The organism is Vibrio sp. E150_011 (genome assembly GCF_053544015.1).
Map to the genome: position 1 here is coordinate 118966 of NZ_JBHFOL010000009.1, position 15107 is coordinate 134072.

Below are 15107 nucleotides of genomic sequence, written 5' to 3' on the forward strand. Positions count from 1 at the left end.
AGTTTAACTTGTTGTGATGTTGTTAAGGTTGGGGGTTTCGAGTGTGATCTCGATCACGACCCGGATTAGCGAAACAAATTTATCATTCTAATCTGACGCTTCTTACTGCTAATCTGCAGGCGCTTTTGATGACTCCATCACTATGCAACATAAAAATAAGGAGTAATTATGACTAACGCCAAGAAACCTATGTCACTGACGACTCGAGTGATCATCGGTATGGTTGCAGGTATTTTAACAGGCTTCGCAATTCGAGGCCTCTTTGCTGAAAATGGATTTGTAGACGCATACATTGTAAATGGTCTTTTTGAAGTCGGTGGACAAATCTTTATTGCCAGCTTGAAAATGCTTGTTGTCCCACTTGTTTTCGTTTCTCTTGTTTGCGGAACAAGCTCACTTAAAGACGTGACGACTTTAGGCCGATTAGGTGGTAAAACGGTCGTGTTCTACATTGCCACAACGGCAATCGCGATTACACTCGCATTAACGATGGGCACGGTGTTCCAACCGGGCCAAGGTGCAGATTTAACTGCGGCCAGTTCATTTGCTTCCGCTGAAGCGCCATCGCTGGGACAAGTTATCATTGATATGTTCCCAACCAACCCAATTAGCGCGATGGCGGAAGGGAAAACACTTCAAGTTATCGTATTTGCTGTATTGTTCGGGATAGCAATCAGTGCCGCAGGTAAACCAGGCGAACGTGTAGCGGCGATGTTCCAAGACTTAAATGAAGTCATTATGAAGCTGGTTGCACTTTTGATGAACATCGCGCCATATGGTGTGTTCTTCCTAATGGCAAAATTATTTACTGGTCTTGGATTAAGTGCGATTTTCAATTTAGCTGAATACTTCCTAGTATTAAGCGCTACGTTGCTGCTTCATGGTCTCGTCACTTACAGCGTCTTGCTTAAATCCTTCACTGGCCTAAGTCCAAAGATATTCTTGAAGAAGATGGAAGACGCAGTGATGTTTGCATTCTCAACGGCGTCTTCAAACGCAACCATCCCGGTTACGATGGAAACGGCGCAAAACCGCTTAGGTGTAGACAACAAAGTGGCATCGTTCACTATCCCCCTTGGTGCAACCATTAACATGGACGGTACCGCAATCATGCAAGGTGTTGCGACTGCGTTTATCGCTCAAGCCTTTAATATCGACTTGACGATGGGGGATTACCTAACCGTTATCCTAACCGCCACTATCGCGTCTATCGGTACTGCAGGTGTTCCAGGTGTGGGTTTGATCATGTTAGCAATGGTACTAAACCAAGTTGGCTTACCACTGGAAGGCATTGCATTAATCATGGGTGTCGACCGTTTACTGGATATGATTCGTACTGCGGTTAATATCACGGGTGACAGCGCGGTGACGTGTATCGTAGCGAAATCAGAAGGGTCATTAGACGTAGAGAAATTTAATAACCCTGCTGCCGGCCAAAAAGAAGAAATGGTGGAGTTGGCAAGAGGCTAACGACTCACTAAAATAAACCAAAGAAAACCCCCAGTGATTTGATTCACTGGGGGTTTTCTTATTTATTGCGGATATTAATCATTCATTACATAGAAACGCTAAGTAAGCCTAGTTAGGGCAATTTTTGCTTAAGAGAGAACAGTGGTTTGGAACGACAAGTTGGATGGCAGAGGGGATAACCTCAAATGTAATGCGTTTTTGAGACAGCGGCTCACCATCAAGGTTTACTGGCATTATTGAATCAGACAACCATTCAATAGTTTTGACCTGATTTCGTTTTACAAACCTGCCCATGAGCGTGTCTTCGCTCAAGAGCTCTTCTAACACATTAGGGATATCGATTGGCTCGAATTCTTCTAGTGAGATGACATCTAGCCACCCATCATCGATATAAGCGCGAGGTGCCAGGACTTGTCCACCGCCCGCCATCCTGCCATTACACACTGCGCCAATGACGATATTGCTATCTACGAGTTGGTTATCGTATCGGACGGCGCCTTTAAATGGCTGGAAGTTTATCGCTTGGATTAACCCAGAGAGTGTATAAGCGCCTCCACCTAAAAAGTTTTTTAATGCGACAGGCGTCGTTGCTGTTACTTGTGCGCCAAAACCAGCAGTGGCGATATTAATAAAGAATCGATCATTTGCACGAGCAGCATCAACAGAGTGCGCATTACCATCTAGCGCGAGCTTGAGGGCTTCATAGGGGTTATCGGTGGGTATACCACATGCGCTAGCAAAGTCATTGGCTGTGCCTAAAGGCAAAATCGCGACATCAAGATCAGAGTGCTTTTGTGACAAAATGGCATCGACGACTTCGTTAACCGTGCCATCCCCGCCACCGGCTACAACACGTTTTATACCTTGTTCTTTAGCCTCTGATACTAAACGAACAATGTCACCTGTTTCCCAGGTTGTACGAACATCAATGCTATGACCTTCCTCTCTTAGCTGATAAACAGCGTGTCGGATGTCATCTTGAGCGGCTTTTTTTCCATTAAGAAGCAGGCGTATTGTCATCGTTGTACCATTATTTAAAGACAAGAGAACGTCGTATCATTTTGATTTTACTATAGCACAAAGGTTTCTATTGCTTTGGCCACACCATCATTGTCATTGCTATCAGTGATGTAATCCGCGATAGCTTTTGTTTCATCCATAGCATTTTCCATCGCGACACCCTTGCCGGCATATCTAATCATGTGATGGTCATTTTCAGCATCACCAAAGCACATAACCTGTTCGGCTGACAGCCCAAGTTGCTTTGCTATGACACTGACACCTTCGCCTTTATTACTTAAAGGATTCAGGAATTCTAAGAAGAAGGGGGCGCTTTGAACAATGGTGTAATCCTTGTAGTAAGCTTGGGGAATTGCTGAGATTCCAAGGGTGAGCTTACTTGGTTCGCCTACAATCATCGCTTTTATTATTTTATGATCATCATCCAGTTGGTTAAAATCATAAACAGTGATATCGAGTTTATTTATTTTCGCTTCATGGTCGGTGTAAGGGTTTGATTCGGTGGTGATGAGGCCCAACTCTTCGCTAAATGCATGGCAATGCAAATCAAGTTTATTTGCGAGTATTGCCACTTCTTTTGCACTTTTACCATCTAATATTTGGTGATGCAGTACTTCGCCGCTTTGTACTTTTTGTACGAAAGCACCATTGAAGTGAATAATGAAGTCCTCTGGGGTGTTAAGTCCTAGTTCATTAACAGCATCAATCATGCCGTTAATTGGCCGACCTGATGCGAGAACCACTGTGACGCCTTTTTGTTTAGCGGCATGAATTGCCTGTTTAGTGCGGTCGGTGATTTTTTTGTCTGATGTTAACAGGGTGCCATCCATATCAATGGCGATCAGTTTATACACAATAACTTACCTTAAAAGAAAACGACGACACTAGCATAAAAAAACTCAGGTATAAGTACCAGAAATTTAGTCGAAGAGTTTGTATTGAATTTCTTATGCGCTTACTTTAAGGTCTGCACATTAGTCATCATCAGCAATGTTCAATGAATACGACGCAATTTAAAATCAATGAGATGTTTGAAACCATTCAGGGCGAGGGTGTCTATACAGGCGTCCCTGCTGTTTTTGTACGTTTACAGGGGTGCAGTGTGGGCTGTGCTTGGTGCGATACCAAGCAAACTTGGTTTACCGACAACAAAGATGAGCGTTCGTTTGGTGAAGTTATCGCCAAACAGGGGGATGACCCTACTTGGTACAATGCAACGGCGAGCGAGTTAATTGAACAATACAAACAGCTTGGCTACAGCGCTAAGCATATTGTAATTACTGGCGGTGAGCCTTGTGAGTATGATCTTCTTCAACTTTGCGAGGCATTTGAAGATATTGGTTGCCATTGCCAAATAGAAACCAGCGGGACCGCACCTGTGATGGTGACACAAAACACATGGGTGACAGTGTCACCAAAAGTGGCAATGAAAGGTAAACTACCGGTACTACGATCGGCATTAGAAAGAGCCAACGAAATTAAACACCCGGTCGCAACACAAAAAAATATCGACCAGTTAGATGAGTTACTCGCTGATGTTACGCTGAATCCAGCGGTGATCATTGCATTACAACCAATCAGTCAGAAAACGCGAGCGACAGATCTATGCATTGAAACGTGCATTAAACGAAACTGGCGTTTATCGGTTCAGACGCATAAATATTTAAGTATTGCATAATAAGATTAGGAAACAGACCCATGAAAAAAGCCGTAGTGGTATTCAGTGGTGGACAAGACTCGACGACATGTCTAGTAAAGGCGCAAAAAGAGTATGATGAAGTCCATGCAATTACGTTTGATTATGGACAACGTCATAAGCTTGAAATTGAAGTCGCTCAAGCGTTAGCGACTAAACTTGGTGTCACGGCTCACAAAGTAATGGATGTTGGTTTGCTGAGTGAATTGGCGATCAGTTCGTTAACGCGTGATGACATCCCTGTATCTCATGAACTGCAAGCAAACGGTTTACCGAACTCTTTTGTACCTGGCCGTAATATTTTGTTTCTTACATTAGCTGGTATCTACGCTTATCAAATCGGTGCCGAAGCCGTGATTACAGGCGTGTGTCAAACGGATTTTTCTGGTTATCCTGATTGCAGAGATGAGTTTGTTAAAGCGATGAACACGGCGTTAGTGCAAGGGATGGACAGAAACTTTACGATACAAACCCCTTTGATGTGGCTAGATAAAGCAGAGACATGGGCATTGGCCGATCAATTAGGGTCGTTAGACCTGGTCCGTAACGAAACACTGACATGCTATAACGGTGTCATTGGTGATGGATGCGGTGATTGTCCGGCTTGCGATTTAAGAGCAAAAGGGTTGCAGCATTATCTCGATAACAAAGAATCGGTATTAGAATCCTTAGCCGTCAAATAAAATCGATAAGCAACAGATAAAAAAATAGAGGCCTTAGCCTCTATTTTTTTATCTTAAAGTATATGCACGAATCAAAACGATTTATTGTTTTGAAGCGCTGACTACTTTAGATAAAGTTTTGCAACATCAGACGGTTCGATTTCTTTTCCATCTAGCTGAGCGTTCCAGTTGGCACCGATTAAGACACCATCTTCAGCAAGAGTAAGTAACCAGTCTTCAACAAAAATATCGAGCGGGATATGCAGTACTTCAAAATCAGCCCACTCTTCAACGTTATGCGTTTTTGCTTCTTCTTCCGAAGACCAAAATGGCATTACTTCAGAATTTTCGAATTCTGTTGAGTCACATGCCAACCAACCTTCATCGTTTTTCAGGCCCCAAACCAGCTCAGACGCTTTGGTTTCTTGAATGAAAAGCGCTAGGTTTTGTTCGACATCTGAAGTCAATTTACTCATGATTTTTATACTCTTAGTAATAACTGGCTTAAGAGTAGCACGAGATGGGATAGAACTAAATGAAGGACGTTAAAAAGGGCAGTACAATTGACTGCCCTACAAGATATGTTGTTATTAAAAGAGCTTATTTGCCAATTTTAGTGAAGATAGTCCATTGCTGTTCAACTTCGCCTTTATATCCGATGACGGATGCGACTACTTTACGATTCATTGCATTAGCAAATTCGCTTGACCCTAGTTCTTCTAGTTTTGTATCACCGAACCCAACGATGGTCAGCCTAGTAGGATCAATCCCGTTATCGATGATGGCTTGTCGGACCGCGTCCGCGCGCGTTTGGGATAAAATAAGGTTCTTGTCTGGATTGCCAACGATGCTGGCATAGCCCTCTATCTCAATTTTTGTTTCTGGATAGGTCGCTAAGAAGTCAGCCATTTGTTGAATTTGATTTTGAAATACGGGCTTTATTACTGCTGAGTTGTTATCAAACAATACTCGAATCGCCATTGATTGCGACGTATCGATGTATTTTTCACAACCGTCATTGTCGATGACTGCACCGTCAGGCGTAACGACACATAAGTCTCGCGCATTAATTACGCCATCCTTATCATTGTCTACTAAATCTGCCTTTTGATCGGCAAGTGGCGTTGGAATGTAGTCGTATTTATCTTGCTCTTGAGTGGTTGCCTGTATTGTTAGCGAAAAAACGGACAAGCTACATAGCATCATAAGATTATGTCGTTTCATGATTTAGTACTCCACCTTTTCATTCCACTCTTGAGGCGTGTCAACGCGTAATCCCTGTAACAGGTTACCGGTTGCATTCATAACGCGGTACTTAGCTAACTGCTCTGCATATTTAGCATCTAGATAACCCTTTCGTGCTTCAAATAGCTCATTTTCGGTGTTGAGTACATCAAGCAGCGTGCGTTTGCCTATCTTGTATTGTTTCTGGTAAGCCACAACCGTATCGGATGCAGAATCTACGTGATCAGATAAAAATTCTTTCTGCTGAACCGTATACTCAAGCCCGGTCCAAGACAGTTTTAACCCTTCTTCAACCATGCGGAATGTGCGATCTCGATAATCCTTGGCTTTGTTTAGTTGATAGGCTGCTGACTCGGTACGGTCTGAATCTGAGCCTCCGTTATAGAGGTTGTAACGCATGCGCACCATGGCTCTGGTTTCATTATCAGTTCCTATATTTCCACTAGCATCATCACGCCAATTGTGACCTGCATCTATGTAGAACGTAGGGTAGTTAACCCCTTTTGTTTGTTGATATTGAAAGCGTGCCGAATCGACATCAACTTGAGAAATGCGGATGACAGGGTGTTGTTGAACCGCTATTTCTAATGCTTGGTCTACCGTCGGAGGAATTGCAACCAGATCAGCTTGAGGGTAAGTAAGACCTAGAGGTATTTGGCCAACTAGACGTTTGAATTGGGTATGGGTATCAAATAGGTTATTTTGTGCAGCCAGTAAGTTACCATGGGCTTTGGCAATACGTGCTTCAACCTGTGACAAATCGGCAGTTGAACCAATACCAGAATCAACCCGTTTCTTGATATCAGAATAGATTTTCTTATGCACTTCTAGATTGGCTTCGGACAATGACAGGATTTCGTAAGCTTTAGTCGCTTCCAAATATATACTGGATACTTCCAATGCGATATCGGATGCATCTGCTAAAAGTTGATAACGTACGGATTCAGCTTCAGCTGCTGTTCTGTCCATGTCATTGAAGGTCTCGTTGCCGTCCCAAAGTAATTGGGTGAGGCTAATGCCCACTTCTTTTCTGGTAAGGCTTTCGTTACGATTGTTTAGTGAGTCTGCGCGATCATAATCGGTTCGTTCGTAACCGATACCGCCGTCAAGGTCGACTTTAGGTCTGTAGGCCCCAACAGACGCCTCTGCATCATATCGCTTACTGACATATTCGTTATACGCAGCTTTGATGTCGGGATTGGTGGCCAAAGTGGTTGCAACCGCTTGTTCTAGCGTCTGGCCTGCAGCAGGAAGACTAACTGCCACAAAACAGGCGACTGCTGAAATTGTTAACTTGTTCAATGTGACTCTCCTTGACCCTTATGCGAAGTTACTTCTTCGATAAGGCTTGTTATGAACAAACGTTGTCGTTTTTATTATCTGATAATGTAAGTTAACTCATTAGGTTACGTTATCTATTACTAAACTATAGCGACCTATGAAGCAATATCAAATGGGATTTGCAATGTTCGTGTATCTAAACTAAGAATTTTTAAATTTTTTTTGCTTAGAGGGCGAAACTACAAACATATTATTGAAAATAGTAGAGAAATTCGGTTGTTCAATAGAAAGAGTGGGAGTGTGTCTCAAAATTGAGACAGTGATGGCATAAAAAAGCCACTCTTATAAAAATGAGTGGCTTAGTGTCAAAAGTGTTAATTGTTATGTAGAGATATTGGGCTACAGAACTTTACAAGCGAAGCCTTTTAAATAAAAGCCTTCTGGGTATGCCGTATCCGTTGGATGATCGGCGGCTTGTTCGAAGCGTTCAACAAATTTAACTGAACGTCCGGCATCCAATGCAGCATCGGCTATGATTTTTTGGAATAGGTTTTGCTCCATTAAGCCTGAGCAAGAGTAAGTAAGTAACGTGCCGCCCGGCTTTAGGATTTGCATGGCCAACATGTTGATGTCTTTATAACCCCGACACGCGCCATTGAGTTGTGCTTTTGACTCAGCAAACTTTGGTGGGTCCATGATGACGACATCAAATTTTGTGCCTTGATCTCTGTATTCACGCAATAATTTAAAGACATCTGCGTTAAGGAATATCGCCTCTTTGCCTTTAAAACCATTCAAATGTGCGTTTTGTTTGGCTGTATCGAGTGCTAATTGAGATACGTCAGCGTTGATGACGCGTGTTGCACCACCTTTGAGCGCGTAGAGGCCAAATCCGCCTGTATAGCTAAAGCAGTTAAGGACTTCCTTGCCAGAGACGTATTTTTGAGACTGGTAACGACTATCTCTTTGGTCTAAATAGAAACCTGTTTTATGTCCTTTGATAATATCAACGCTTATCTTCACGCCGTTTTCTTCAATAACGACTGGCTCAAGCGGTTCTTCGCCCAATAGCACTCCGGTGCGCTCTTTAAGACCTTCTTTTTTCCGCACAGATACATCCGAGCGTTCATAGATAGAACATTCTGGGAAACAAATGTGTAAGGCTTGAACAAGTACATCTTTATTGTGCTCGGCGCCGGCACTCAATAACTGACACACCAAAAACTGGTTATATTTGTCGATAGTGATACCGGGTAACCCGTCTGATTCGGCTGCGATCAGACGGTAGCCAGTGAGTCCATCTCGTGTGATGATATCTTCTCTAAGAAGCTGAGCGGTTTTAATGCGAGAAACAAAAAAATCAACGTCAATATCAACTTTTTGAAAACTCCACACACGTGCTCGGATTTGTGAGTTAGGAGAAAAAGCGGCTTTGGCTAACCATTCGCCATTATCAGCAAAGACATCGACAGTTTCGCCCAGTCCTGGTTGTCCATCTACGCGAGAGATGCCGCGTGAAAAAATCCAAGGGTGTTTACGTCTTAGTGACTTGTCACGACCTTTTACGAGATGTATTGCTGGAGTCATGGGATGCCTTACGGGTTTTGCCAAAGAAAGGGCGGCTATTTTGTGTGAAGTTTTAGATAAATGCAAACAATGCAGTCGTTATAACCATGTTTAGGTATTATTTGCACATAATTGCGCCTACTATTTTAATAACTAATGCAAAGTGAGTAATAAGATGGATGTTTGTAAGAAGTTTATTATTCAAGGTCTCGTGCAAGGCGTAGGCTTTCGATACCACACTTGTCATGAAGGTTTACGATTAGAAACAAAAGGGTATGCAAAAAACTTACATGACGGTTCGGTGGAGGTCGTAGTGTGCGGTACACTAAGAAATGTAGAACGTCTCCAAGCTTGGTTAACAACAGGCCCTCGAACAGCGCAGGTAGAGTCTGTTGTTGAAAAACCATGTGACCATCAATCGTACAGCGGATTCAAGATACTTTGATGCGTATATACTTGAGAGTTTTCATGAAAGTTAAAGACATTTCGCTGGCTTAGGGAGCCCTGCCAGTTTAGTTGCTTGTTTTGCTGGGCCTTTTTTAAACAGCTTAAATAAATATTTGCTGTTACCTTTCTCGGGTCCGTGTGCCTTTTCCATTGCCTTCACCAGCATTCTTACTGCTGGAGATGTATTAAATTCTTTATAGAACTCTCGAACAAACATAACCACTTCAATATGCGCTTCGGTGAGTTCTATATTTTCATCCTCTGCAAGAATTGTCATCATACCTTCTTCCCACTCTTCAAAATTAAGTAGGTATCCTTCTGCATCAGTCTTTATGGTTTTGTTTTGATATTGGAACATAGTATCAATCTGTTAATTAGTGACGTTGGGATGGTAGCTCAAAGGGTGAGGTAAATTCAAGGATGTCATTGGGAGTGTAGAGGGATCAAATGCAAAAAAGCCCGAGCAAATCTCGGGCTTTTAAATCTAGACAACGTTGACGAATTAATCGTCGTTCATGATACCAAGGATACTTAGTAAGCTAATGAAGATGTTGTAGATAGATACGAACAATGTAATCGTTGCTGAGATGTAGTTAGTTTCTCCGCCACGAATAATGCCTTGCGTGGTCATCAGGATAGCCATTGTAGAGAACACAATGAACAAGCTGCTAAGCGCAAGGTGCATAATTGTCGATTGGATGAAGATACTTGCAATCATACCAACGATTAGTACAACAAATAGTGACAACATTAAGCCGCCAAGCATAGAAAGATCACGCTTGGTGGTGAGTGCATAAGCAGACGCTGCCATAAATGATAGCGCTGTGCCACCTAGAGCGGTTAGGATGACGTCACCCATGCCGGCACCTAAATAAGCATTTAAGATTGGACCAATCGTATAGCCCATAAAGCCAGTAAACAAGAATGTGAATACTAACCCCATAGAGTTGTCGCGGTTTTTCTCAGTTAAGAAAAGCAACCCGTAAAAACCAACTAGAGTGATGATGATGCCAGGGCGCGGTAGACCCATAGCCATAGATACACCAGCCACTACTGCAGACCAGAGTAGAGTCATAGAGAGTAGGGCATACGTGTTGCGTAGTACTTTGTTCGTTTGTAGAACGCTCGCTTCAGACGAAGTGCGAGATACCATAGGACCGTTCATAATCTTCCTCGTAGATGATTGACTTACTTATATGACTAGTTATGGGGCCGATTGTTCAAAAAATCAAGCTTTCCTATTATAAGTCACTTTACAAAATCATAATAAAAATAGTTGCTTAAGTATGTAGTAAGATGTAACACAATGTGTCTAAGTTGCAAATGATTGAATCCACAAAAAAAGGTGACGCATTCGCCACCTTTTTTAATGGTTATTAATTTAATGATGCAAAATCTGACTTAAGAAGTTTTGTGTTCTGTCTGATTGTGGATTCTCGAAGAAATCAATAGGGTTGTTTTCTTCGATGATTTCACCAGCATCCATAAAGATAACTCGATCGGCGACTTCTTTTGCAAAGCCCATTTCATGTGTCACACAAAGCATGGTCATCCCTTCGTCAGCGAGTTCGACCATAACATCGAGTACTTCGCGAACCATCTCTGGGTCAAGCGCTGAGGTTGGTTCGTCGAAAAGCATGACCTGCGGGTTCATACAAAGTGAGCGTGCGATGGCCACTCGTTGTTGTTGCCCGCCAGATAACTGACCCGGATATTTGGCGGCTTGGTCTGGGATCTTTACACGTTCAAGGTATTTCATCGCCACGGCTTCTGCTTCTTCTTTAGGCATTTTTTTTACCCAGATAGGTGCAAGCGTGCAATTTTCTAACACAGTGAGGTGAGGGAAGAGGTTGAAATGTTGGAAACACATGCCCACTTCTCTTCTCACGGCTTCGATGTTTTTTAAGTCCTCGGTAAGCTCAGTACCAGAAACAAAAATATTACCAGCTTGGTGTTCTTCTAAGCGATTGATACAGCGAATCATCGTAGACTTACCAGAGCCCGATGGGCCACAAATAACGATTTTTTCACCTTTTTTAACGCTTAGGTTAATATTTTTCAGTACGTGAAACTCACCGTACCATTTATTCATGTCCTTAAGCTGGATCATGTAGTCTTCTTGTTGCGTCATAATACGTCCTTGAATTTCCGTTTTATCGTTTGTGACCGGTATGCAGTTTATTCTCAAGCCATATCGAATATCTCGACATGCTGAAGCAAAATACCCAGAACACTAACGCGACAAATACATAACTTTCCGTAGAGAAACCTAACCACTCAGGGTCGGTATTCGCTGCCTGACCAATACCTAATACATCGAACATGCCGATGATAAGTACTAAGCTGGTGTCTTTGAAAAGGCCGATAAAAGTGTTAACGATTGAAGGAATGGTAATCTTCAATGCTTGAGGTAACACAATGAGCCCCATTTTTTTCCAATAACTTAACCCAAGCGCATCGGCGGCTTCATATTGCCCCTTAGAGATAGCCTGCAAGCCACCACGGACTACTTCGGCCATGTACGCGGCACTAAATAGGACAACACCGACTAACGCACGAATTAGCTTATCTGTCTCTGTTCCTTCCGCCAAAAAGAGGGGAAGCATAACTGAGGCCATGAATAGCACAGTAATTAGAGGCACGCCACGCCAAACTTCAATGTATACCGTACAGATACTTCGAATGATAGGCATTTCGGACCGTCGGCCTAACGCAAGTGCAACACCAATGGGTAAAGATACAATAATACCAACAAGGGCGATAATTAACGTGACTAACAAGCCACCCCATTTGTGCGTATCAACGACTTCTAACCCAAATACACCACCATAAAGCAGAGCGCCCGCTACGAATGGATAGATATTAACAAATACTAACCATATCCATAAACGTTTAGGTGTACGTTCATAAGCAAGCAAAGCGACGAAAATAGCTAATGTGGCATAGAATAGGCGTGGGCGCCAAAGTTCGGCTTGTGGATAAAAGCCATACATGAACTGTTCCCAACGCACGCTAATAAATACCCAGCACGCGCCTTCTCTAGAACATGCATCACGGGTTGTTCCTACCCAATCAGCATTAATAAATGCCCAGCTTACCACTTGCCATAAAAGTGAAATGCACACATAAGCAACAACGATTGACAAAATCGAGTTTACTGGCCCGTCAAATAAATTTTTTCTTAACCACCCCACTAAGCCCACAGTGTTTGCTGGTGGTGGAAGGTCTGGTTGAAATTGATGCTGTGACATATTATCTCTCCACCAATGCTACTTTGCGGTTGTACACGTTCATCAATGCTGACGTTAGTAAGCTCAAAGTGAGATAAACACCCATAGTCATGGCGATAACTTCTATCGCTTGTCCAACTTGGTTCAAGGTCGTTCCGGCGAAAACAGATACTAAGTCTGGATAACCGATAGCCATCGCTAATGATGAGTTTTTAGTTAAGTTAAGATATTGGCTGGTTAGTGGTGGAATGATGATTCTCATTGCTTGTGGAATGACCACTAGTTTTAGAGTCCTTGTACGTGGTAAGCCAAGAGACATGGCCGCTTCGGTTTGACCGTGGTTTACCGCGTTGATACCGGAACGAACAATTTCAGCAATGAAGGAAGCGGTGTAAATACTTAAGGCGATGGTAAGAGCTGCAAGCTCAGGAATAATACTGATACCACCCCTAAAGTTAAACCCTTTCAATACAGGGTATTGCGCCGAAATTGGCATACCCATTACAAAATAAGCAATCAGTGGCGCTCCAACCATAAGGCCGAGTGCGATACGAAACATAGGGGTTTGTTGGCCAGTCAACTTTTGCTTGTTTTTGGCCCATATATTGGCACCAAGCGTCGCAATGATACCAATAACAAACACCGCTATAACGACGCTACTGCCTGCTTCCATTACCGGAGCTGGGAAATAAAGTCCGCGGACGTTTAGAAAAATGGCTTCACCCAAACTCATACTTTGTCTTGGCGAGGGAAGCGCTTGTAAAACAGCGAAATACCAGAAGAATATTTGCAATAACAGTGGGATATTTCGGAATATCTCAATATAAACAGCGGCGAATCGGCTAACTAGCCAATTAGAAGAAAGCCGGGCGATGCCGATAACAAAACCGAGCACTGTCGCGACAATAATACCGAGGACAGAAACAAGAGCAGTGTTCAAAAGCCCAACAAAAAATGTTCTACCGTAAGAGAAAGTTTCATCGTACTCGATAAGTGATAAACCGATCCCAAATCCAGCTTCTTCAGAAAGAAAGTCAAAACCAGTAGCGATACCACGGGCTGCTAGGTTATCCAATGCATTCGTTACAATAGTGTAGAAAAACGCACCTAACGCCAGAACAGCGATGGCCTGAAAGACAACGGAGCGAAAGGTAGGGTTGTACAGGAGATTTGCGCTTTTCGCAGGTTTGACCTGCGCTGCGACTTGATCATTAGTAGGTTTCATACAGCTATAACCTCAAATCCTTTGAGAAAGGGCGGTTAGACCGCCCTTGTTTTGGAACTAAATTATTTGTTACTAAGTAAAACGGTTAGCGAAGTGGTGGAGCGTACATGAAACCACCCGCATTCCACAACGCATTAACTCCACGGTCAATTTTTAGTGGTGAGCCTGTACCAACAGTACGTTCAAAACTCTCGCCATAGTTACCAACTTGTTTGATGACCTGATAGCCCCAATCGTCATTAATGCCTAGGCCTTTACCTTTAGGACCGTCGATGCCAAGAATACGCTTGATGTTTGGATCGTTTGATTTCATCATCTCGTCAGCATTCTTTGATGTAATGCCATATTCTTCGGCATTAATCATTGCATTTAGCGTCCATTTCGCGATGTTAAACCATTGGTCGTCGCCTTGGCGCACAACAGGGCCTAGAGGCTCTTTAGAAATAATTTCTGGAAGTACTGCAGCGGCACTTGGATCTTTCAAGTTGAGACGTAGGGCATAGAGACCAGATTGGTCAGTCGTTAGTACATCACAACGTCCAGCATCGAAACCTTTAGATGTTTGCGCTGCAGTATCAAATACGACAGGCTTGTAAGACATACCGTTGATGCGGAAGTAATCGGCAAGGTTCAATTCAGTTGTCGTACCCGATTGAACACAAACAGAAGCACCATCAAGATCTTTTGCACTTGCTACACCAAGGTCTTTCATTACCATGAAACCTTGACCGTCGTAGTAGTTAACCCCAACAAAGTTCAAACCTAGTGCGGTGTCACGGTGTAGAGTCCACGTTGTATTACGCGACAGTACATCTATCTCACCAGATTGAAGGGCAGTAAAACGCTCTTTTGCTGTGAGTGGTACGTATTTAACTTTGGACTTGTCACCAAGGACTGCGGCTGCAACTGCTTGGCAGTATTCTACATCAATACCTTCCCATTCACCTTTTGAGTTAGGGTTGGAGAAACCGGGAAGACCCGTACTCACACCACAAGTTAAAACACCTGCTTTAGTGACCTTCTCTAGTGTACTGTCAGCCGCGTTAGCTGACGTGCTTATCATAGCTGCCGAAGCGGCTACAAAAGATGCGATTAGAGTGAGTTTCGTTGCCATTGTGTATCCTTCCTGTAAATTCCGTATAAATCAGGTCCATCCTGAATACAATATGCAAATCATTGTATTTAGTGAATCATTATTTTGGTGCATCATAAGTTCTTAATAATCGAACTAATTTCTATCAGTTGTAACAACCGTTTAAAGCGTA

General features: G+C 43.0%; 16 protein-coding genes. 4 read left to right on the forward strand and 12 right to left on the reverse strand.

Features of this window, described 5'->3' with window-relative positions; genetic code table 11:
• Positions 1–168: 168 nt before the first annotated feature.
• The gene (locus tag ACE1OE_RS15055) at positions 169–1470 is read left to right on the forward strand and encodes a dicarboxylate/amino acid:cation symporter (protein WP_372062726.1); all 1302 of its coding nucleotides are present in this window, start codon (positions 169–171) and stop codon (positions 1468–1470) included.
• Positions 1471–1578: 108 nt separating this feature from the next.
• On the opposite strand, the gene yegS is transcribed toward ACE1OE_RS15055, so the two are convergent.
• Together yegS and ACE1OE_RS15065 are read right to left on the reverse strand one after the other, a co-directional pair.
• Positions 1579–2490: a lipid kinase YegS gene (gene yegS / locus ACE1OE_RS15060; protein WP_449211542.1), complete on the reverse strand. Its 912-nt coding sequence runs from the start codon at positions 2488–2490 to the stop codon at positions 1579–1581.
• Between the two features lie 50 nt (positions 2491–2540).
• A complete protein-coding gene (locus ACE1OE_RS15065) occupies positions 2541–3344 on the reverse strand; it encodes a Cof-type HAD-IIB family hydrolase (RefSeq protein WP_449211543.1) in 804 nt (267 codons plus the stop codon).
• A 143-nt stretch (positions 3345–3487) separates the two neighbouring features.
• Here ACE1OE_RS15065 and queE point away from each other — a divergent pair, with 143 nt between their 5' ends.
• Together queE and queC are read left to right on the forward strand one after the other, a co-directional pair.
• Positions 3488–4168: a 7-carboxy-7-deazaguanine synthase QueE gene (gene queE, locus ACE1OE_RS15070; protein ID WP_449211544.1), complete on the forward strand. Its 681-nt coding sequence runs from the start codon at positions 3488–3490 to the stop codon at positions 4166–4168.
• Between the two features lie 20 nt (positions 4169–4188).
• Positions 4189–4869, forward strand: coding sequence for a 7-cyano-7-deazaguanine synthase QueC (gene queC, locus ACE1OE_RS15075; RefSeq protein WP_449211545.1), 681 nt, complete (start codon positions 4189–4191; stop codon positions 4867–4869).
• Positions 4870–4970: 101 nt separating this feature from the next.
• On the opposite strand, the gene ACE1OE_RS15080 is transcribed toward queC, so the two are convergent.
• The 4 genes from ACE1OE_RS15080 to ACE1OE_RS15095 form a co-directional block, all read right to left on the reverse strand.
• On the reverse strand, positions 4971–5324 hold the full coding sequence (locus tag ACE1OE_RS15080; protein ID WP_102467810.1) for a DUF2750 domain-containing protein: 354 nt from the start codon (positions 5322–5324) through the stop codon (positions 4971–4973).
• A gap of 124 nt (positions 5325–5448) precedes the next feature.
• Positions 5449–6072, reverse strand: a complete 624-nt coding sequence (locus ACE1OE_RS15085) for an OmpA family protein (RefSeq protein WP_449211546.1) — start codon at positions 6070–6072, stop codon at positions 5449–5451.
• A 3-nt stretch (positions 6073–6075) separates the two neighbouring features.
• Positions 6076–7395: a TolC family outer membrane protein gene (locus ACE1OE_RS15090; RefSeq protein WP_102467808.1), complete on the reverse strand. Its 1320-nt coding sequence runs from the start codon at positions 7393–7395 to the stop codon at positions 6076–6078.
• Between the two features lie 378 nt (positions 7396–7773).
• Positions 7774–8961 (reverse strand): class I SAM-dependent methyltransferase, encoded by a 1188-nt coding sequence (locus tag ACE1OE_RS15095; RefSeq protein ID WP_372062732.1) that lies wholly within the window; start codon positions 8959–8961, stop codon positions 7774–7776.
• A 154-nt stretch (positions 8962–9115) separates the two neighbouring features.
• On the opposite strand from ACE1OE_RS15095, the gene yccX reads away from it, so the two are divergent.
• Entirely contained in the window at positions 9116–9385 is a 270-nt protein-coding gene (gene yccX, locus ACE1OE_RS15100; protein WP_102467806.1) for an acylphosphatase, read from the forward strand.
• A gap of 30 nt (positions 9386–9415) precedes the next feature.
• Here the strand turns inward: yccX and ACE1OE_RS15105 are convergent, their stop codons facing one another.
• The 6 genes from ACE1OE_RS15105 to ACE1OE_RS15130 form a co-directional block, all read right to left on the reverse strand.
• The gene (locus tag ACE1OE_RS15105; RefSeq protein WP_102467805.1) at positions 9416–9745 is read right to left on the reverse strand and encodes a TusE/DsrC/DsvC family sulfur relay protein; all 330 of its coding nucleotides are present in this window, start codon (positions 9743–9745) and stop codon (positions 9416–9418) included.
• A gap of 144 nt (positions 9746–9889) precedes the next feature.
• Entirely contained in the window at positions 9890–10552 is a 663-nt protein-coding gene (locus ACE1OE_RS15110) for a Bax inhibitor-1/YccA family protein (RefSeq protein ID WP_102467804.1), read from the reverse strand.
• 216 nt (positions 10553–10768) lie between these two features.
• On the reverse strand, positions 10769–11518 hold the full coding sequence (locus ACE1OE_RS15115; protein ID WP_102467803.1) for an amino acid ABC transporter ATP-binding protein: 750 nt from the start codon (positions 11516–11518) through the stop codon (positions 10769–10771).
• A 22-nt stretch (positions 11519–11540) separates the two neighbouring features.
• A complete protein-coding gene (locus ACE1OE_RS15120) occupies positions 11541–12638 on the reverse strand; it encodes an amino acid ABC transporter permease (RefSeq protein WP_449211547.1) in 1098 nt (365 codons plus the stop codon).
• Position 12639: 1 nt separating this feature from the next.
• Positions 12640–13842 (reverse strand): amino acid ABC transporter permease, encoded by a 1203-nt coding sequence (locus ACE1OE_RS15125; RefSeq protein WP_449211548.1) that lies wholly within the window; start codon positions 13840–13842, stop codon positions 12640–12642.
• A gap of 85 nt (positions 13843–13927) precedes the next feature.
• Positions 13928–14956 carry an amino acid ABC transporter substrate-binding protein gene (locus ACE1OE_RS15130; protein ID WP_102467800.1) on the reverse strand — a complete coding sequence of 343 codons (1029 nt, stop codon included), beginning with the start codon at positions 14954–14956 and terminating at the stop codon, positions 13928–13930.
• Positions 14957–15107: the final 151 nt, after the last annotated feature.

Bases quoted from the DNA above. Each gene is read 5' to 3' on its own strand.
- ACE1OE_RS15110 (WP_102467804.1), bottom strand. From the start codon at position 10,552: ATGAACGGTCCTATGGTATCTCGCACTTCGTCTGAAGCGAGCGTTCTA.
- yccX (WP_102467806.1), top strand. From the start codon at position 9,116: ATGGATGTTTGTAAGAAGTTTATTATTCAAGGTCTCGTGCAAGGCGTA.
- yegS (WP_449211542.1), bottom strand. From the start codon at position 2,490: ATGACAATACGCCTGCTTCTTAATGGAAAAAAAGCCGCTCAAGATGAC.
- queE (WP_449211544.1), top strand. From the start codon at position 3,488: ATGAATACGACGCAATTTAAAATCAATGAGATGTTTGAAACCATTCAG.
- ACE1OE_RS15080 (WP_102467810.1), bottom strand. From the start codon at position 5,324: ATGAGTAAATTGACTTCAGATGTCGAACAAAACCTAGCGCTTTTCATT.
- ACE1OE_RS15095 (WP_372062732.1), bottom strand. From the start codon at position 8,961: ATGACTCCAGCAATACATCTCGTAAAAGGTCGTGACAAGTCACTAAGA.
- ACE1OE_RS15125 (WP_449211548.1), bottom strand. From the start codon at position 13,842: ATGAAACCTACTAATGATCAAGTCGCAGCGCAGGTCAAACCTGCGAAA.
- ACE1OE_RS15120 (WP_449211547.1), bottom strand. From the start codon at position 12,638: ATGTCACAGCATCAATTTCAACCAGACCTTCCACCACCAGCAAACACT.
- ACE1OE_RS15115 (WP_102467803.1), bottom strand. From the start codon at position 11,518: ATGACGCAACAAGAAGACTACATGATCCAGCTTAAGGACATGAATAAA.
- ACE1OE_RS15055 (WP_372062726.1), top strand. From the start codon at position 169: ATGACTAACGCCAAGAAACCTATGTCACTGACGACTCGAGTGATCATC.
- ACE1OE_RS15105 (WP_102467805.1), bottom strand. From the start codon at position 9,745: ATGTTCCAATATCAAAACAAAACCATAAAGACTGATGCAGAAGGATAC.
- ACE1OE_RS15085 (WP_449211546.1), bottom strand. From the start codon at position 6,072: ATGAAACGACATAATCTTATGATGCTATGTAGCTTGTCCGTTTTTTCG.
- queC (WP_449211545.1), top strand. From the start codon at position 4,189: ATGAAAAAAGCCGTAGTGGTATTCAGTGGTGGACAAGACTCGACGACA.
- ACE1OE_RS15130 (WP_102467800.1), bottom strand. From the start codon at position 14,956: ATGGCAACGAAACTCACTCTAATCGCATCTTTTGTAGCCGCTTCGGCA.